At 63.3% G+C, this 15,491-nt stretch carries 14 protein-coding genes; 5 read left to right on the top strand and 9 right to left on the bottom strand.

Going from position 1 to position 15,491, the window contains the following annotated elements:
- The first annotated feature begins 34 nt into the window (after window positions 1-34).
- Window positions 35-1,180 (top strand): cell division protein FtsZ, encoded by a 1,146-nt coding sequence (gene ftsZ / locus S4A8_RS01235; protein ID WP_353218717.1) that lies wholly within the window; start codon window positions 35-37, stop codon window positions 1,178-1,180.
- A 279-nt stretch (window positions 1,181-1,459) separates the two neighbouring features.
- Window positions 1,460-2,377 carry a UDP-3-O-acyl-N-acetylglucosamine deacetylase gene (gene lpxC / locus S4A8_RS01230; RefSeq protein ID WP_353218716.1) on the top strand — a complete coding sequence of 306 codons (918 nt, stop codon included), beginning with the start codon at window positions 1,460-1,462 and terminating at the stop codon, window positions 2,375-2,377.
- 4 nt (window positions 2,378-2,381) lie between these two features.
- On the opposite strand, the gene S4A8_RS01225 is transcribed toward lpxC, so the two are convergent.
- Complete coding sequence (locus S4A8_RS01225) at window positions 2,382-2,825, bottom strand: DciA family protein (protein ID WP_353218715.1); 444 nt, start codon at window positions 2,823-2,825, stop codon at window positions 2,382-2,384.
- 155 nt (window positions 2,826-2,980) lie between these two features.
- Between S4A8_RS01225 and secA the strand changes: the two genes are divergently transcribed.
- Genes secA through S4A8_RS01210 form a run of 3 tightly spaced genes read left to right on the top strand, consistent with a single transcriptional unit; the run spans window position 2,981 to window position 7,980 of the window.
- Window positions 2,981-5,782, top strand: a complete 2,802-nt coding sequence (gene secA, locus S4A8_RS01220) for a preprotein translocase subunit SecA (RefSeq protein WP_353218714.1) — start codon at window positions 2,981-2,983, stop codon at window positions 5,780-5,782.
- 6 nt (window positions 5,783-5,788) lie between these two features.
- Window positions 5,789-7,003 (top strand): bifunctional glutamate N-acetyltransferase/amino-acid acetyltransferase ArgJ, encoded by a 1,215-nt coding sequence (gene argJ / locus S4A8_RS01215; protein ID WP_353218713.1) that lies wholly within the window; start codon window positions 5,789-5,791, stop codon window positions 7,001-7,003.
- A gap of 5 nt (window positions 7,004-7,008) precedes the next feature.
- Entirely contained in the window at window positions 7,009-7,980 is a 972-nt protein-coding gene (locus S4A8_RS01210; protein WP_353218712.1) for a Nudix family hydrolase, read from the top strand.
- A 29-nt stretch (window positions 7,981-8,009) separates the two neighbouring features.
- Here the strand turns inward: S4A8_RS01210 and S4A8_RS01205 are convergent, their stop codons facing one another.
- From S4A8_RS01205 to S4A8_RS01170, 8 genes are all read right to left on the bottom strand, one after another.
- A complete protein-coding gene (locus S4A8_RS01205; RefSeq protein WP_353178175.1) occupies window positions 8,010-8,213 on the bottom strand; it encodes a DNA gyrase inhibitor YacG in 204 nt (67 codons plus the stop codon).
- Entirely contained in the window at window positions 8,213-8,983 is a 771-nt protein-coding gene (zapD, locus tag S4A8_RS01200) for a cell division protein ZapD (protein ID WP_353178176.1), read from the bottom strand. The genes S4A8_RS01205 and zapD overlap by 1 nt, the downstream gene beginning before the upstream one ends.
- An 84-nt stretch (window positions 8,984-9,067) precedes the next feature.
- A complete protein-coding gene (coaE, locus tag S4A8_RS01195; RefSeq protein ID WP_353218711.1) occupies window positions 9,068-9,709 on the bottom strand; it encodes a dephospho-CoA kinase in 642 nt (213 codons plus the stop codon).
- A 77-nt stretch (window positions 9,710-9,786) separates the two neighbouring features.
- Entirely contained in the window at window positions 9,787-10,668 is an 882-nt protein-coding gene (locus tag S4A8_RS01190; protein ID WP_353218710.1) for a prepilin peptidase, read from the bottom strand.
- 70 nt (window positions 10,669-10,738) lie between these two features.
- Entirely contained in the window at window positions 10,739-11,965 is a 1,227-nt protein-coding gene (locus tag S4A8_RS01185; protein WP_353218709.1) for a type II secretion system F family protein, read from the bottom strand.
- Window positions 11,966-12,040: 75 nt separating this feature from the next.
- Window positions 12,041-13,465 carry a sigma-54-dependent transcriptional regulator gene (locus tag S4A8_RS01180; protein WP_353218708.1) on the bottom strand — a complete coding sequence of 475 codons (1,425 nt, stop codon included), beginning with the start codon at window positions 13,463-13,465 and terminating at the stop codon, window positions 12,041-12,043.
- Entirely contained in the window at window positions 13,452-15,098 is a 1,647-nt protein-coding gene (locus S4A8_RS01175; protein WP_353178184.1) for a sensor histidine kinase, read from the bottom strand. Before S4A8_RS01175 ends, S4A8_RS01180 begins: the two co-directional genes overlap by 14 nt.
- Window positions 15,098-15,343, bottom strand: a complete 246-nt coding sequence (locus S4A8_RS01170; RefSeq protein WP_353218707.1) for a hypothetical protein — start codon at window positions 15,341-15,343, stop codon at window positions 15,098-15,100. The genes S4A8_RS01175 and S4A8_RS01170 overlap by 1 nt, the downstream gene beginning before the upstream one ends.
- Between the last annotated feature and the right edge of the window lie 148 nt (window positions 15,344-15,491).

The raw sequence follows: 15,491 nt of genomic DNA, 5'->3' as shown, positions 1-15,491 counted from the left end.
GGAAAAAGCACGGCAACCAAGATAGAGGTGCATCATGCCAGAAGTATTTGAATTTGCAGATCAAAAGACCGATAAGGCCATCATCAAGGTCATCGGCGTCGGCGGTGGTGGCGGTAACACCATCAACCAGATGGTCAACGGCGGCATCGAGGGTGTGGATTTCATCTGCGCCAACACCGACGCCCAGCATCTGGAGCGTTGCGATGCCGATGTGCTCGTCCAGCTCGGCATGAACGTCACCCGTGGCCTGGGCGCGGGCGCCGACCCGGCGATCGGCCGTCAGGCCGCCGAAGAGGATCGCGATCGTATTCGTGAATCCATCGAAGGCGCGGACATGCTGTTCATCACCGCCGGCATGGGTGGTGGCACCGGCACCGGCGCGGCACCGGTCGTGGCCGAGATCGCCCGTGAAATGGGCATTCTCACCCTGGCCGTAGTCACCAAGCCGTTCCCGTTCGAGCGCGGCCGTCGCATGGAAATCGCCAAGCAGGGTATCGAAGAGCTGGGTCGTTATGTCGACTCGCTGATCGTGATCCCGAACGAAAAGCTGCTGACCGCGCTGGGCAAGGCCACCACGCTCAAGAACGCCTTCCAGGCCGCCAACAACGTGCTGCATAACGCCGTGCAGGGTATTTCCGACCTGATCACCCGTCCGGGCGTGATCAACGTCGACTTTGCCGACGTGCGTCGTGTGATGTCGGTACAGGGCATGGCCATGATGGGCCGCGCCACGGCCGTCGGCGACGATCGTGCCCGCGAAGCCGCGGAAGCCGCGCTGGCCTCGCCGCTGCTCGACGATCTGAGCCTGCATGGCGCCCAGGGCCTGCTGGTCAACGTCTCCGGCGACGAGAATCTGGGTATTCACGAATTCCAGATCGTCAACGAAGTCATCGCCGACATGGGCGCGGACAATGCCGAAGTCATCGTCGGCATGGCCGAAGACCCGACCATGGGCGACGAAATCTGCGTCACCGTGGTGGCCACGGGCCTGGGCCGTCAGGCCGAGGAACGCGAAGCCATTCGCGCAGTCAAGCGCGATGCCGGTGGCCAGATGCGCTACGAAGACCTGGATCGGCCGACGGTAATCCGCAATCGCCCGCAGCAGTCCACGCGTGAGAACGCGGCGGTCGATATGGATTATTTCGACGTGCCGGCTTTCCTGCGCAATCAGGCCGACTAAACGGCATGTGCGGGCAACGTCTGCAAGGCCCGGGTTTCGGCCCGGTCGCAGGCGCGTGTATGCCGGTTGGCGGTAGCCGTGCGCTGCCAACCGGCATCCCTATGTTAATCTAAGCGGCTTTGCGGCCGGGCGTGATCGAGTTTCGGGCGCAAGCAGGACCAGGACGCGGCGAGTTAAGGCGAAATTAAGCCACTGTGAATAAAGTATCTGACCGTTAGGTGACGGCTTTATGACATGGCGCGCCGAGCATGACTGAACCGCCACAAGGACAAGAACTCGATGCTTAGACAACGCACCTTGAAGAATCCCATCCGCGCGACTGGCGTCGGCCTGCATACGGGGCAGAAGGTCTATATGACGCTTCGTCCGGCACAGGCGGATATGGGCATCGTATTCCGTCGTACGGACTGTTCGCCGGTCAAAGAGTTCCGTGGCGATGCGTTCAAGGTGGGCGACACCACGCTGGCCACGACGCTAGTGGATGATGGCGTGCGTGTGCAAACTGTCGAGCATCTGCTTTCGGCCATGGCCGGGCTGGGTATCGACAATGCCATCGTGGAATTGTCCTCCGACGAACTGCCGATCATGGATGGCAGCGCCGGGCCTTTCGTGTTCCTGATTCAGTCGGCGGGCATTCAGGAACTGGATGCGCCCAAGAAGTTCATCCGAATCAAGCGTTCGGTGCAGGTCACCGACGGTGACAAATGGGCACGCTTCGATCCCTTCGACGGGTTCAAGGTCAGTTTCTGTATCGATTTCGATCATCCGGCCTTCGATTCCGACACCCAGTCGGCCACCGTAGATTTCTCCACGACCTCGTTCGTACGCGAAGTCAGCCGTGCGCGCACCTTCGGCTTCATGCGCGATATCGAGTTCCTGCGCTCGAACAATCTCGCGCGTGGCGGCAGCATGGATAATGCCGTTGTTCTTGACGACTATCGCGTGCTCAACGCCGATGGTCTGCGCTACGACAACGAATTCGTACGCCACAAGATTCTCGACGCGATCGGTGATCTGTATCTGCTCGGTCATGGTCTGATCGGCAGCTATTCCGGCTACAAGTCCGGCCATGCGCTCAACAACAAGCTGTTGCGCGCCTTGCTCGAGGATGAAAAAGCCTGGGAAGAGGTCACCTACGAGGATATCGAGGATTCACCGATTTCCTATATCAACGCGCGCCCGGTAGCGGCGGCCTAGCGCTCTACCCGGGCCGTCCGGCGGCCGCCAGGCGCTCGAGCGCGGCGGCCAGATCGGCATCGCCGATATACCGCGCGGTCTGACGCAGATGACGGCGCGCATCGTCGCCCATGATCCGGGCCGTCACCGGCTTCGGCGCGGGCATCGGGTTCGGGCGCACCTTGATTTCCACACCCTCCACATGCAGCCGCATGCGTTGAGCCAATGCCTGGACGATCATGGGCTGCATATAGCGCAGCCGTGTGGCCCAGCCGCCGTGGGTTACATGCAGGCGTAGCCGGTAACCTTCATAGGCCGCTACATGGACATGCGCGGCGGCTTGCTCCGGCAGAATATCCAGAATCGACTGGCGCATACGTTCGAGAAAACGCGCACGACCGATCAGATCGGCCATATCCGGGGTCGCTGTATGCAGCAGGGACTGGATTGAACGCGGTGTCGTCCCCATGCTGTGTAACTGGCCAATGCAAAGCGATAGATGAAAGCGTAGCAGCCGGGTTTGGCCCGCGTCACTGAAAGGCGTGCAGGGCCTGCGGTATCATGTCCGTTTTGAATCGCGCGCGCCGTGCGCCGCGCTTCGATCGGGCCAGACGACGAGGGTTCATGAGCAATTTTCTGACCAAACTTCTGGGTAGCCGCAATCAGCGGGTGGTCAAGCGGTTGCACCGCATCGTCGGCGCGGTCAATGCGCTCGAGGCAGAATACGAAGCGCTGACCGACGAACAGCTGCAGGCGAAGACCGAAGAATTCCGGTCGCGGCTCGAGCAGGGCGCCAAACTCGACGATCTGACCGCCGAAGCCTTTGCCACCGTGCGCGAGGCCGGCAAGCGCGTGTTGGGCATGCGCCATTTCGATGTCCAGCTCGTCGGTGGTCTGGTCCTGCATCAGGGCAAGATCGCGGAAATGAAGACCGGCGAGGGCAAGACCCTGGTCGCCACGCTTACGACCTATCTGAATGCGCTGCCGGCCGAGGGCGTGCATATCATTACCGTCAACGATTATCTGGCCAGCCGCGACGCGGAGTGGATGGGCCGGCTGTATCGTTTTCTCGGGCTCACCGTCGGGGTGATCTATTCCGGCCAGGATCCGCAGGCCAAGCGCGCGGCCTATGCCTGCGATATCACCTACGGTACGAACAACGAATTCGGCTTCGATTATCTGCGCGACAACATGGCCTTTTCGCCGGCCGATCGCGTACAGCGCCCACTCCACTACGCCATCATCGACGAAGTCGACTCGATCCTTATCGACGAGGCGCGCACGCCGCTGATTATCTCCGGGCCGACCGACGACGACCCGGAAACCTCGATGCGCGTCGACCGGCTGGTCAAGCATCTCGACGAGCAGAAAGAAGAGGACGGGCCGGGCGATTATTCGCCGGAAGAAAAGAACAAGCAGGTCTTTCTTACCGAAGACGGTCACCAGAAAGTCGAGCGCCTGATGCGCGAAGCCGGGCTGCTCGACGAACAGGAAAGCCTTTACGACGCCAACAACGTCGCGCTCATGCACCACATGAATGCCGCCCTGCGCGCGCACGTGCTCTATCAGCGCGATGTCGACTACATCATCGCCGACGGCCAGATCGTGATCGTCGACGAATTCACCGGCCGCACCATGCCCGGCCGGCGCTGGTCGGACGGCCTGCACCAGGCCATCGAGGCCAAGGAAGGGGTCAAGATTCAGAAGGAGAACCAGACGCTGGCGTCGATCACCTTCCAGAACTTCTTCCGTCTCTACGACAAGCTTGCCGGCATGACCGGCACAGCCGATACCGAAGCCTTCGAATTTCAGTCCATCTACGGTCTGGAAGTGGTGGTCATCCCTACCAACAAACCGTTGCTGCGCAAGGATCTGCCCGATCAGATCTTCATGACGGGGCGCGAGAAATTTCAGGCCATCGCCGAAGAGGCCAAGCGCGCCAGCGAAGCCGGGCAGCCGGTGCTTATCGGTACTGCCTCCATCGAGGCGTCCGAGCTGTCATCGCGGCTGTTGCGCCAGCTCGGCATTCGCCACGAGGTGCTCAACGCCAAGCAGCATGAGCGCGAGGCCGAAATCATCGCTCAGGCGGGCCGCCCGGGTGCGGTGACTATTGCCACCAATATGGCCGGTCGTGGTACCGATATCGTACTCGGCGGCAATATCGAGGAAGCCCTGGAGAACATGGGCGACGACGAACTCGGCCGCCAGCGTCTGCGCGACGAATGGCAAAAGACCCACGAGGCCGTGCTCGAAGCCGGCGGGCTGTACGTCATCGGCTCCGAACGCCACGAATCGCGGCGTGTCGACAACCAGCTGCGCGGGCGCTCCGGCCGTCAGGGTGATCCGGGTGCATCGCGCTTCTATCTGTCGCTCGAAGACAGCCTCATGCGCATCTTCACGCCGCCGCGCCTGCGCTCGATGCTGCAGAACCTGGGCCTGGAAGAAGGCGAGGCGATCGAGCACAAATGGGTGACGCGTGCGATCGAGAACGCCCAGCGCAAGGTCGAATCCCACCATTTCGATATCCGTAAGCAGCTGCTCGAATACGATAACGTCGCCAACGACCAGCGCCAGGTCGTCTACGAGCAGCGCAACGAGATCATGGACGCCGAAGACGTCGGCGACATCGTCGAAAATATCTGGGACGAGGTCGTCAACGACGTCATCAGCCAGCATATTCCGCCGCAAAGCCTGGAAGAACAGTGGGATATCGACGGGCTGGTCGAAGCGATACAGCGCGACTTCGGCCAGGAGCTACCCATCCAGCAGTGGCTGGACGAAGAAAAGACGCTCGACGAAGAAGGCCTGCGCGAACGCATCGCCAGTCAGTTGAAACAGGCCTACGAGCAAAAGCGCGAAGAAGCCGGCGCCGACGTTCTGGCTCAGATCGAAAAAGCGGTGCTGTTGCAGGTGCTCGATTCGCTCTGGCGCGAGCATCTGGCCTCGATGGACTATCTGCGCAAGGGCATCCACCTGCGCGGTTATGCCCAGAAGGACCCGAAGAACGAGTACAAGCGCGAAGCCTTCGAGATGTTCAACGACATGCTCACGCGCCTCAAGCACGAAACGGTGACCGTGCTCGCGCGTGGTCGTGTGCGTGCGGAAGCCACCGAAGAGGCGCGCGAAGAACGCCGCAAGCAGATGGAAAACCTCGACTTCCAGCATGCGGAGGCGTCCAGCGCGGCCGATCAGGCCGTGGCCGCCGCAGCCGCCGCCCAGCAACAGCCGGGCGGCGAAACCCCGGATCCGGCCGAACAGGCAGCGCGCGCCAACCTGCCGGGCTCCGATGCCCCGCCCGCGCGCGAGCCGGGTGATGGCGATCAGCGTCCCGAAACCTTCGTGCGTAACGAACGCAAGATCGGACGCAACGAACCCTGCCCCTGTGGTTCGGGCAAGAAATTCAAGCACTGTCACGGACGAGACTGAACCGATATGGCCGTCAATCTGAGTGCGCCGGGGCGTTTGACGCCGGTGGCCGGCGCCGAATGGGCCGTGGGCGAGGCCGCGATCAAAAAGCCCGGTCGCAACGATATGGCCGTGCTCAAACTCGTCGATACCGCCACGGTTGCCGGCGTATTCACGCAAAACGCCTTCGCGGCCGCGCCGGTGCGCGTGGCCCAGCGGCATCTGGCGGGCGGTCGCGTTCGTGCACTGCTGGTCAACAGTGGCAACGCCAATGCCGGTACCGGCCGGCGCGGTGAAGCCGATGCGCTTGCCTGCTGCGAGCGCACCGCGGCCGCGCTGTCGATCGACCCCGAACAGGTATTGCCGTTTTCCACCGGCGTGATCGGCCAGCATCTGCCGCTCGCGCGTATGCAGGCATGCATCGACGCGCTGGGCGGGCGTTTGGATGCCGATCACTGGCTGGATGCCGCCCAGGCCATCATGACCACCGATACCGTCGCCAAGGGCGCATCGCGCCATGTCGATATCGGCGATGGCGCGACGGTAACGCTCACCGGCATCGCCAAGGGCTCGGGCATGATTCGTCCGGATATGGCGACCATGCTGTCGTTCATCGCCACCGACGCTGCGATCGATCGCGACACGCTCGACCACGCCCTGCGTGAGGCGATGACCGCTTCTTTCAATGCCATTTCCGTCGATGGCGACACCTCCACCAACGATGCCTGTATCGCCTGCGCCACCGGCGCCGGGGCGCGGCTTGCGCGCGACAGCGCGGGCTGGCCTGCCTTCATGGAAGCGCTCACCGATCTGGCCCGCGAGCTTGCACAGGCCATCGTGCGCGACGGCGAGGGGGCGACCCGCTTCATCACATTGGATGTCACCGGCGCGCGCGACGCGAACGAGGCGCGCGAAGTCGCATTCACGGTCGCCCATTCGCCGCTGGTCAAGACTGCCTGCTTTGCCGGCGACCCCAACTGGGGGCGTATCCTGGCGGCAGTGGGTCGCGCGCCCGTTGCCGACTTCGGGATCGATCGAGTAGCGATTGCGCTCGATGATGTCGCGATCGTCGCCGATGGCGAGCCGCGCGACGACTATGCAGAAGCCGACGCGGCCGCGGTGATGGCCAAAAGCGAATACACCATCGGCATCGACCTGGGCCGTGGCAACGCCCATGCACGTATCTGGACGTCCGATCTGTCCTACGAATACGTGCGAATCAACGCCGAATACCGTAGTTGAACACGATGAACGCGACTGAGCAGGCGCCGCTGGATATTGCGGTCGGGATACTGGTCGACAACGCCGGCCGGTTGTTGATCGCGCGTCGCCGCGCCGGAACACCCGGCGAAGGCATGTGGGAATTCCCCGGCGGCAAGCGCGAAGGCGACGAGCCCATGGCCGACTGCCTGGCCCGCGAACTGGCCGAGGAAATCGGCGTACACGACTGCCGGCTCGATGCGCCGCTGATTCGTTTCACCCACCACAAGGGCGAGCGGCCGGTACGCCTGCATGTCTGGCGTATCGATCAGTGGCAGGGCGAGCCGAGCGGCCTCGAAGGCCAGGAACTGGCCTGGGCCGAACGCGGCGCGTTGGCCGACTACCGGTTGTTGCCGGCCACCGATGTGATTCTCTGCGCGCTCGATCTGCCGGCACGATATGCGATTACCCCGGCGCTCAGCGCAGCCGATTCACAGCAGTGGTGGGCGCGTTTCGAGGCGTTGATTGCCCGGCCGGACATGCCGCTGCTGCGCCTGCGCGATCAGGGCCTGGACGATGCCGCATACCAGGCCTTGGCCGCAAAGGTGATCGAGGCCGCCCATGCACAGGGTGTTGCGGTGCTTGTCGATCGTTCCCTGTCGCTTTGTCGGGCGGTCGGTGCCGATGGTCTGCACTGGCCGCTGGCACGCCTGATCGAGGCCGGCCGGCCCGCGCTGGCGTCGGGTCAGCGACTGGCCGTCTCGGCCCATACCGGCACGGATCTGGCCATGGCGGTGGAACGCGGTGCCGATTTTGCCGTGCTCTCGCCGGTGGCTGCGACACCCACGCATCCCGGCGCCAAAGCGCTGGGATGGGATGGCTGGCACGCAGCCCGCGCCGATTACGGGCTGCCCGTGTATGCCCTGGGGGGGCTGGGCGAAGCCGATCTGCAGAACGCGCGCCAGCATAATGCGCAGGGCGTGGCGGCCATACGTGCCTTCTGGCCGGACGTTGGCTGATTTCGCCCATGTCGGGCGCGCGTCATCGATCAGTGGGGCAGGCCTGAATCGTCCGAGCCGTCGGTCGGCATGGGGCCTGCGGAGCCGCTGGGGTCGGGAATACGGTTGCTTTCGTCGAGCCAGTCGCCGAGGTCGATGAGCTTGCAGCGACGCGAGCAGAACGGGCGGTAGGGATTATCGCCGCTGATACGGGCGGGTTTGCCGCATTGCGGGCATTCGATCGTTTGGGTCATTAGAAACGGCAACAGGCCATACGGAATTCGACATTGGACGGGTACTGGCGCACGCGCAGTTTCTTGTCCTGAATTTCCACGAAACGAATGGTCGCGCGGTGGCGTCCGGCGCTGATTTCGGGAAACACGCGACCATCGTCGAGCAAGACCCGGATGAGCTGCGTGCTCGGGTCCATATTGTGGACCAGTACCCCTTTCTTGGCGGTATGCAGCCCCGGTTCGGTGCTGTCACGCAGCAACCGCAGCAGCATATTGATCGATTGCTCGAACGGCTGGAGATAGCCGGTCCAGGCTTTCAGATCGCGGCTCTGGGCAGCGCTGCCCTGCGCCAGCCAGTGCTGATAGGCCGGCAGATCGAAGCCGCAGTCGCCGCCGGGAATCGCGCTGCGATTGTTCAGACTGTTGAGCAACTCGTTATCGCGCAGCTGATAGGAGGCAAACTGGGGCGGCATGGTCTGCATCGCCCGGCCCAGAGTATCGAGTTCGTCGAGTACCTGACGCAGCGCACGATCATCGACATCGTCGCGGTCGGCGAGTTTCTCGAATGCCGCATAGCGACTGCCCAGTTCCTTGCTCACCTCGGCACGTGTGTCGTAACGCGACATCACGTTGAGGATATCGATCAGTGCGTCGAGCGTGGCTCGTCGGCCCAGGGGGCTTTCGTCGACTTCATGATGGCGCAGACGCGCGATCAGATGTTCCAGACGCAGAAAAGTGCGTATGCGTTCGTTGAGCGGCTGCTCGTAACAGAACGCGCCGTGGTCTGCCACAGACAACCCTCGGTGGATGAATCAGGCGATCAGTCTATGCGTGTGCACAGCGCAATCAAAGTGCGCTGCATGCCAAGGTGGTATCTAACCGGGCAGATGCAGCGGCGGCAGATCGGCCACCTCACCCTGGGCAAGACGCAGATAACCGGCGTGCAGAGCCGCGGCGAGATCGGCGATATCCTTGCGTGGCCCGGTGTTGATGAGCACGTCGTCGGCCAGGGCCAGGCGCTCGGCGCGGCTGTCCTGGGCGGCGATCATGCGCCGGGCGAGGTCCTCGTTGATATCGTCGCGCGACATCAGACGGTCCATCTGTACGACTTCCGGTGCGTCGACCACGAGCACGCGATCGACCAGATCGCGCATGCTGGATTTGGCCAGCAGCGGCACCACCAGCAAACAGTAATCGGATTGGGCCGCATCACGCCGGCGCGCGAGCTCTTCGCGAATCCGTGGATGGGTGATGCGCTCGAGGTCGCTGCGCTGCGCATCGTCGGCGAACACGATCTCGCGCAGTGCGCGGCGGCGCAGCCGACCCTGATCGTCGACGATGTCGGCGCCGAAGCGCTCGACGATCTCTTCCAGCGCGGGCTGACCGGGTTCGACCACGTCGCGGGCGACCACGTCGGCGTCGATCACGGTCACGCCAAGGCGTTCGAATGCACTGGAAACCAACGACTTACCGCTGGCGATGCCGCCGGTAAGGCCGACGACGAGACTACTCGGCATTTGCTACTGTCCTTTGCAGCCGGAACACGATGCATCGCCAGCGGCGTGATCACCCAAGCGAATAGGGGTGTCTGCCACTAGCGCAAACCGGCAAGCGATGAATACGCGCCGCCGATTGTATCGCCTGCAACCAGTGTCAGCCAGCCGGCCAGCGCCAGCCAGGGGCCGAACGGCATCGGCTTGCCGCGCTCCAGAAAGCCCGTGAGCATGAGCGTGCCGCCGACCACGGCTCCGGCCAGCGACGACATGAGCAGCACCATGGGCAGCGCCTGCCAGCCCAGCCAGGCGCCGATCACCGCCAGTAGCTTGAAATCGCCATAGCCCATGCCGTGCTTGCCGGTCACCAGACGAAACAGGTGAAAGACCAGCCATAGCACGAGATAACCGCTGGCGGCGCCGATGATGGCGGTGCCCGGATCGACCAGGCTGAAGTCGTGCGCGTAACCGAGGCTGATGAGCAGACCCAGCCAGAGCAGGGGCAGCAGCAGCGCATCGGGCAGAAACTGGGTCTGCCAGTCGATCATGGCCGCCGCGATCAGCGTCCAGGTGAATACGAGCGCGAAGCCGGTGAATGGCGTCATGCCGAACACTGCGACCACGATAACCGCCAGCACCGCGCTGGTGATCTCGACTGCCGGATATTGCAGCGAGATTGGATGGGCGCAGTTGGCGCACTGACCGCGTAGCAACAGGAAACTGACGACCGGGATGTTGTGCCACGGCTTGATCGGCGCCTGGCAATGCCCGCAGGTCGAACGCGGCTGCGATAGCGTGACCCGGCTGCTCGCGCTGACCGCGACCGGTTGATTGAGAATTTCCGCAGCACTGGCACGCCATTCGGCCTGCATCATGCGCGGCAGCCGCAGAATGACGACGTTGAGAAAGCTGCCCACGATGAGCCCGAACAGCGCCACGGCGATATAGCAAAAGACCGGCTGCTGGGCGAAGAGTGTCTGCATCGACGTCAATCGGATTCCGTGTCGCCGGCGCGATGGTGCATGGGGCCGTTGCGCGTTGTATCGACGACCATCACACGACCGAGCCGAGCTTGAAGATGGGCAGATACATGGCAATCACCAGGCCGCCGACCAGTACGCCGATGATCGCCATGATCATGGGTTCGAGCAACGATGACAACGCATCCACCTGGTTGTCGACCTCGGCTTCATAGAAATCGGCCACACGCGAACACATGGCATCGAGCGAACCCGATTCCTCGCCGATGGCGACCATTTGCAGCGCCATGCTCGGAAACAGGCCGGTGTTGGTCATGGCCAGCTGCAACTGCACGCCGGAGGAGACCTGATCGCGCATTTGCAGGATCGCTTCCTCGAACACGATGTTGCCGGAGGCGCGGGCTACCGAATCCAGCGCTTCGACCAGCGGTACGCCGGCCGCGAACATGGTCGATAGGGTACGCGCGAAGCGGGCGACGGCGGCTTTGTAAAGAATATCGCCGATCACGGGCAGCTTGAGCGCCAGGCGGTCGTTCATGCGCCTGAATGATCGCGATCGTAATCGGGCCTGGAAAAAGCCATAGAACGAGGCAGCGATAATACCCAGGATCAACCACCACCAGGCCTGGATCGCCTCGGACAGGCTGATGACCAGCAGCGTGAATGCGGGCAGATCGGCGCCGAAGCCCTGAAACAGCGACTGGAACTGCGGCACCACGAAGTACAGCAGAATACCCATGACGACGATCGCGACCACGATCACCGCGCTGGGGTAGAACAGGGCCTTGCGCACCTTGGCCTTGATGGCCTCGGTCTTTTCCTTGTAGGTCGCGATCTTGTCGAGCAGCGATTCCAGGGTGCCGGATTTCTCGCCCGCATCGACCAGATTCACGAACAGATCGTCGAAGTATTTCGGGTGGCGCGCCAGCGCCTGGGCCAGCGGCAGGCCGTCTTCGATATCGTCGCGAATCGCGTCGACCAGTTCGCCCAGCGACGGGTTGTCCGCGCCCTTGGCGATAATATCCAGCGACTGCACCAGCGGCACGCCAGCAGAGAGCATGGTCGCCATCTGGCGGGCGAAGATCGCGATATCGCCGGCCTTGATCTTTTTCTTGCGCTTGCCGCCCAGGCCGAAGATGGTGGTCTGTTTGCGTACCCGGATGGGGTTGATGCCCTGCTTGCGCAGCGCGACCTTGACCATGGCTTCGTTGGGGCCATCGGTCTGACCCTTGATACGCGCGCCGCTGCGATCGGTACCGATCCAGAAGAAGGTCTGGTTCTCGCTCATCGTGCTTGCCATGGTGTTTTTCGTGCTGCCCAATGTCGGTCGACGCGGCCTGCCCGCCGCATAGAGCGTTATCGGCGGCGCTCGCGATTAATTCATCCCGAGCTTGGCCAATCGATAGCGCAGCGCGCGAAAGGTGATGCCCAGATGCTTGGCCGCCTTGGTCTTGTTGTAGTGGCACGTTTCCAGGGCCTGCTGGATACGCTCGCGCTCGAGTGCCTCGAGCTGGGTTTCCAGATCGACACTGGTATCCAGCACCGGTACCGCCTGCGCGGTGGCGGTTTCGGCCGCAGCAGGCGCGGTTACCGGCATGGCCTCCGCTCGCGCGCTGCTTTCCAGCAGCGGCGAGTTCAGGCGCAGGTACTGACGCTCGATGACCGCGTGTTCGCTAAGGGTCACCGCGCGTTCCAGAATATTTTCGAGTTCGCGGATATTGCCCGGAAAGGCGTACTGCTCGAGCGCGCGCAATGCGTCCGGCGCGAGCGTGGGCGCATGGCGCAGGCGCAGTTTGCGGGACAGCGCCTCGAGAATGCGTGTGGCCAGCGCCGCGATATCGGCGCGCCGTTCGCGCAGCGGCGGCACATGCACCTCGATGACGTTCAAGCGATAGTACAGATCCTCGCGAAAGCGCCCGCGCGCGACTTCCGCGGCCAGATCGCGATGGGTGGCACAGATCACGCGCACATCGACCGCGGTTTCGTCGTTGGCGCCCACCGGGCGGATCGCACGCTCCTGAATTGCGCGCAGCAGCTTGACCTGCATGGTCAGCGGCAAATCGGCGACCTCGTCGAGAAACAACGTGCCCCCATCGGCGCGGGCGAACAGCCCGGAGGTATCGCGCATGGCGCCGGTGAACGCGCCGCGCACATAGCCGAAAAACTCGGATTCCATCAGTTCCGAGGGGATCGCCCCGCAATTGACAGGCACGAACGCGCTGCCCATGCGCGGGCCTTCGGCATGGATCATGCGCGCGACCAGCTCCTTGCCGGTACCGGATTCGCCGGTGATATAGACCGGTGCCTGGCTGCGGGCGAGCTTGGCGATGGTTTCGCGCAGCTGTTGCATGGACGGCGTATTGCCGATCAGCCGCGGCGAGGCATCGAGCGAGGGATGTGGCGGCGCGTCGTTGTCCAGACCCGCCAGTTTGAGCGCCTGGGCCACCAGCGCGCGCAGGCCAGCGACATCGATCGGTTTCGATACGAAATCGAAGGCGCCGGCCTTGAGGCTGGCCACCGCGCTGTCAGCGCTGCCATAGGCGGTAATCACCGCAACCGGGCAGTGCGGGACGTGTTCGCTGATAAAGCGCACCAGTTCCAGCCCGTCGCCGTCGGGCAGGCGCATGTCGGTCAGGCACAGATCGAAGCGTTCTTCGTCGAAGGCTTGTTTGGCATCGCTCAGGTTGGCCACCGCGAGCGTGTTGATCGACATGCGTGCCAGCGTGATCTCGACGAGTTCGCGAATATCGGCTTCGTCGTCGACGATCAGGGCATAGGGCGCGGTATCAGTCGAAGTCATGAAGGTTGTCTGGCATGGAGGCAGAGCGTGCCGGGCTAGCGGGCGCGCGCACGTGGGCAAAGACAATACGAAAGCAGGCCCCGGCGGAATGTGCAACCGGCAAAAGCTGGGCGCCGTTGGCTTCGCACAGTTCGGCGGCGATATGCAGGCCCAGACCGGTGCCCTCGCGGGTGGTGGTAAAGAACGGTTCCATGATCTGATTGAAAATCGCCGTGTCGATACCCGGGCCATTATCACGGATGTCCAGGCAGAAGCGGTTGCTGCGATTACGCTGCCCGCTCAGATGAATGGTCAGAACCACGCCGTCGCGACGCGCGTACGACTGTGCATTGTCCCAGAGGTTGAACAGCACCTGACGCAGATGATCGGGGTCGAATTCGACCTGCAGCTGGGGGTCGAGTGTATCGACATCGAAATCGGGCGAGTCGTCGTTGTAGGTCAGGTAGTCGTCGATCGCATCATCGAGCCAGTTCGCCAGCGCAAGCGTACGCCGCGAGGTCTGCGAACGTCGCGATAGCCCGAGCACGCTGTTGATGATGCCGTCGATACGGCGCGTATGCCGATGGATGATGGCCAGCATGCGTTGATCGTCGGCGCCCAGGGCATCGGATTCGGCCAGCAGCTGCCCGGCATGGCTGATCGCGCCCAGCGGATTGCGGATTTCGTGGGCGATGCTCGCCGACAGTCGCCCGATCGAAATCAGCTTGAGTTGCTGGGCCTGCTCGCTCTGACGTAGCGCATCCTCCAGAAAGATCAGCGTGCCGGCCTGGTCGTTGTCACCCAGCGTCGAGAAGGTCGGCAGCAGGGCATGCGAACCGGCGCGGATGATTTCGCTGGCCGCCGGGTTCTGTTCCGACCATTGCGACAGCGCGCGATCCAGTGCCAGCGACAGCCGGCGTAGCGCGCGGTCGGTATGCGAACGGTGTTCCAGTTCCAGCATGCGAATGGCGGCATCGTTGATCAGCTGGACACGCCGCTGGCTATCCACGACCACGGCGCCGATATCCATCTGCTGGATGATGTGGCGATTGAGCGTGGCCAGATCGCGCACCTCACTGGCGCGCTCCGCGGCCAGGGCCTCACTGGTGCGTACGCGCCGCGCCAGCCAGTGGGCCACGCCGGCGGTGATGAAGAATACCGCGCCGAGGATGCCCGCCTGGATGAATTCGGCGCCCTGACCGGGCAGTTCGAGTGCGCGCCAGGTTTCCTGACCGATGATGCCGATTGCGGCACAGGCCGCGAACAGCGCTGCCAGCCGGGCCGGAAGCAGCATGCCGGCCGCGGCGATCGGCGTGATCAGCAACATGCCCAGGCCACCCGACACGCCGGTACTGGCCAGTGTTAGCGCCGTGAATGCGGCGATATCCACCGCGCAGGCCACGACCACCTGAACGCGCAGGGCAGGCTTGCGCGACAACGCGGCCATCAAGCCGAGCGCGCACTGGGCCAGATACAGCAGCGAGGTAATACGAAACGTATCCGGCAGCGCGACATCGAACATGCCTTCGGCGGCACCGAATAGCAGTAACCCCACGAGTCCGAAGCTGATCAGGCTGCGATAGATATTGAGCGAGGTAATCGCCCGCCAGTCCTCGGCGTGGCGGATCAGACCGCCCCGGGCGCGCGTGCGCATCAGCGGTCGGGGTCGTTTCGAAAGGCGCGCTTGTCGCAGTCGCTGTCGTTACAGATCGGCGCGCCGCTGGCATCCCGGGTGGACAGGGCCAAGGGCAAATGCACCCCGCAGCGGCTGCAGCGCACCGTTTTTTCAAAGCGCGGCGTGGCCGACGTATCGCGCGACGGTCGACGCGTGCCGAGCAGCTGTCTGACGATCAGCCAGCCGAGACCGACGAGTAGAAGAAGTCCGAGCAGACGTGCCATGGCATGAAATCGATCGAAAAAAGCCGCGCGTGACGAGGGTCTCATCATACGGCACGCGTGCCGATGTCGCCGAGGTCGGGGTGGCTCGCATGCATGCAAAGTTGTCGCATGCACACTCAAGAGCGACAATGCGCGGCATCTCGACGAA

Source organism: Salinisphaera sp. S4-8 (genome assembly GCF_040361235.1).
Classification (GTDB): domain Bacteria; phylum Pseudomonadota; class Gammaproteobacteria; order Nevskiales; family Salinisphaeraceae; genus Salinisphaera.
This window is presented reverse-complemented; position numbering and strand designations above follow the sequence as displayed.

Coding starts and splice junctions, on each gene's coding strand:
- S4A8_RS01190 (WP_353218710.1), bottom strand. CDS start 10,668: ATGCAGACACTCTTCGCCCAGCAGCCGGTCTTTTGCTATATCGCCGTG.
- S4A8_RS01210 (WP_353218712.1), top strand. CDS start 7,009: ATGAACGCGACTGAGCAGGCGCCGCTGGATATTGCGGTCGGGATACTG.
- secA (WP_353218714.1), top strand. CDS start 2,981: ATGAGCAATTTTCTGACCAAACTTCTGGGTAGCCGCAATCAGCGGGTG.
- lpxC (WP_353218716.1), top strand. CDS start 1,460: ATGCTTAGACAACGCACCTTGAAGAATCCCATCCGCGCGACTGGCGTC.
- S4A8_RS01185 (WP_353218709.1), bottom strand. CDS start 11,965: ATGGCAAGCACGATGAGCGAGAACCAGACCTTCTTCTGGATCGGTACC.
- S4A8_RS01170 (WP_353218707.1), bottom strand. CDS start 15,343: ATGGCACGTCTGCTCGGACTTCTTCTACTCGTCGGTCTCGGCTGGCTG.
- S4A8_RS01180 (WP_353218708.1), bottom strand. CDS start 13,465: ATGACTTCGACTGATACCGCGCCCTATGCCCTGATCGTCGACGACGAA.
- S4A8_RS01175 (WP_353178184.1), bottom strand. CDS start 15,098: ATGCGCACGCGCGCCCGGGGCGGTCTGATCCGCCACGCCGAGGACTGG.
- S4A8_RS01205 (WP_353178175.1), bottom strand. CDS start 8,213: ATGACCCAAACGATCGAATGCCCGCAATGCGGCAAACCCGCCCGTATC.
- coaE (WP_353218711.1), bottom strand. CDS start 9,709: ATGCCGAGTAGTCTCGTCGTCGGCCTTACCGGCGGCATCGCCAGCGGT.
- ftsZ (WP_353218717.1), top strand. CDS start 35: ATGCCAGAAGTATTTGAATTTGCAGATCAAAAGACCGATAAGGCCATC.
- argJ (WP_353218713.1), top strand. CDS start 5,789: ATGGCCGTCAATCTGAGTGCGCCGGGGCGTTTGACGCCGGTGGCCGGC.
- S4A8_RS01225 (WP_353218715.1), bottom strand. CDS start 2,825: ATGGGGACGACACCGCGTTCAATCCAGTCCCTGCTGCATACAGCGACC.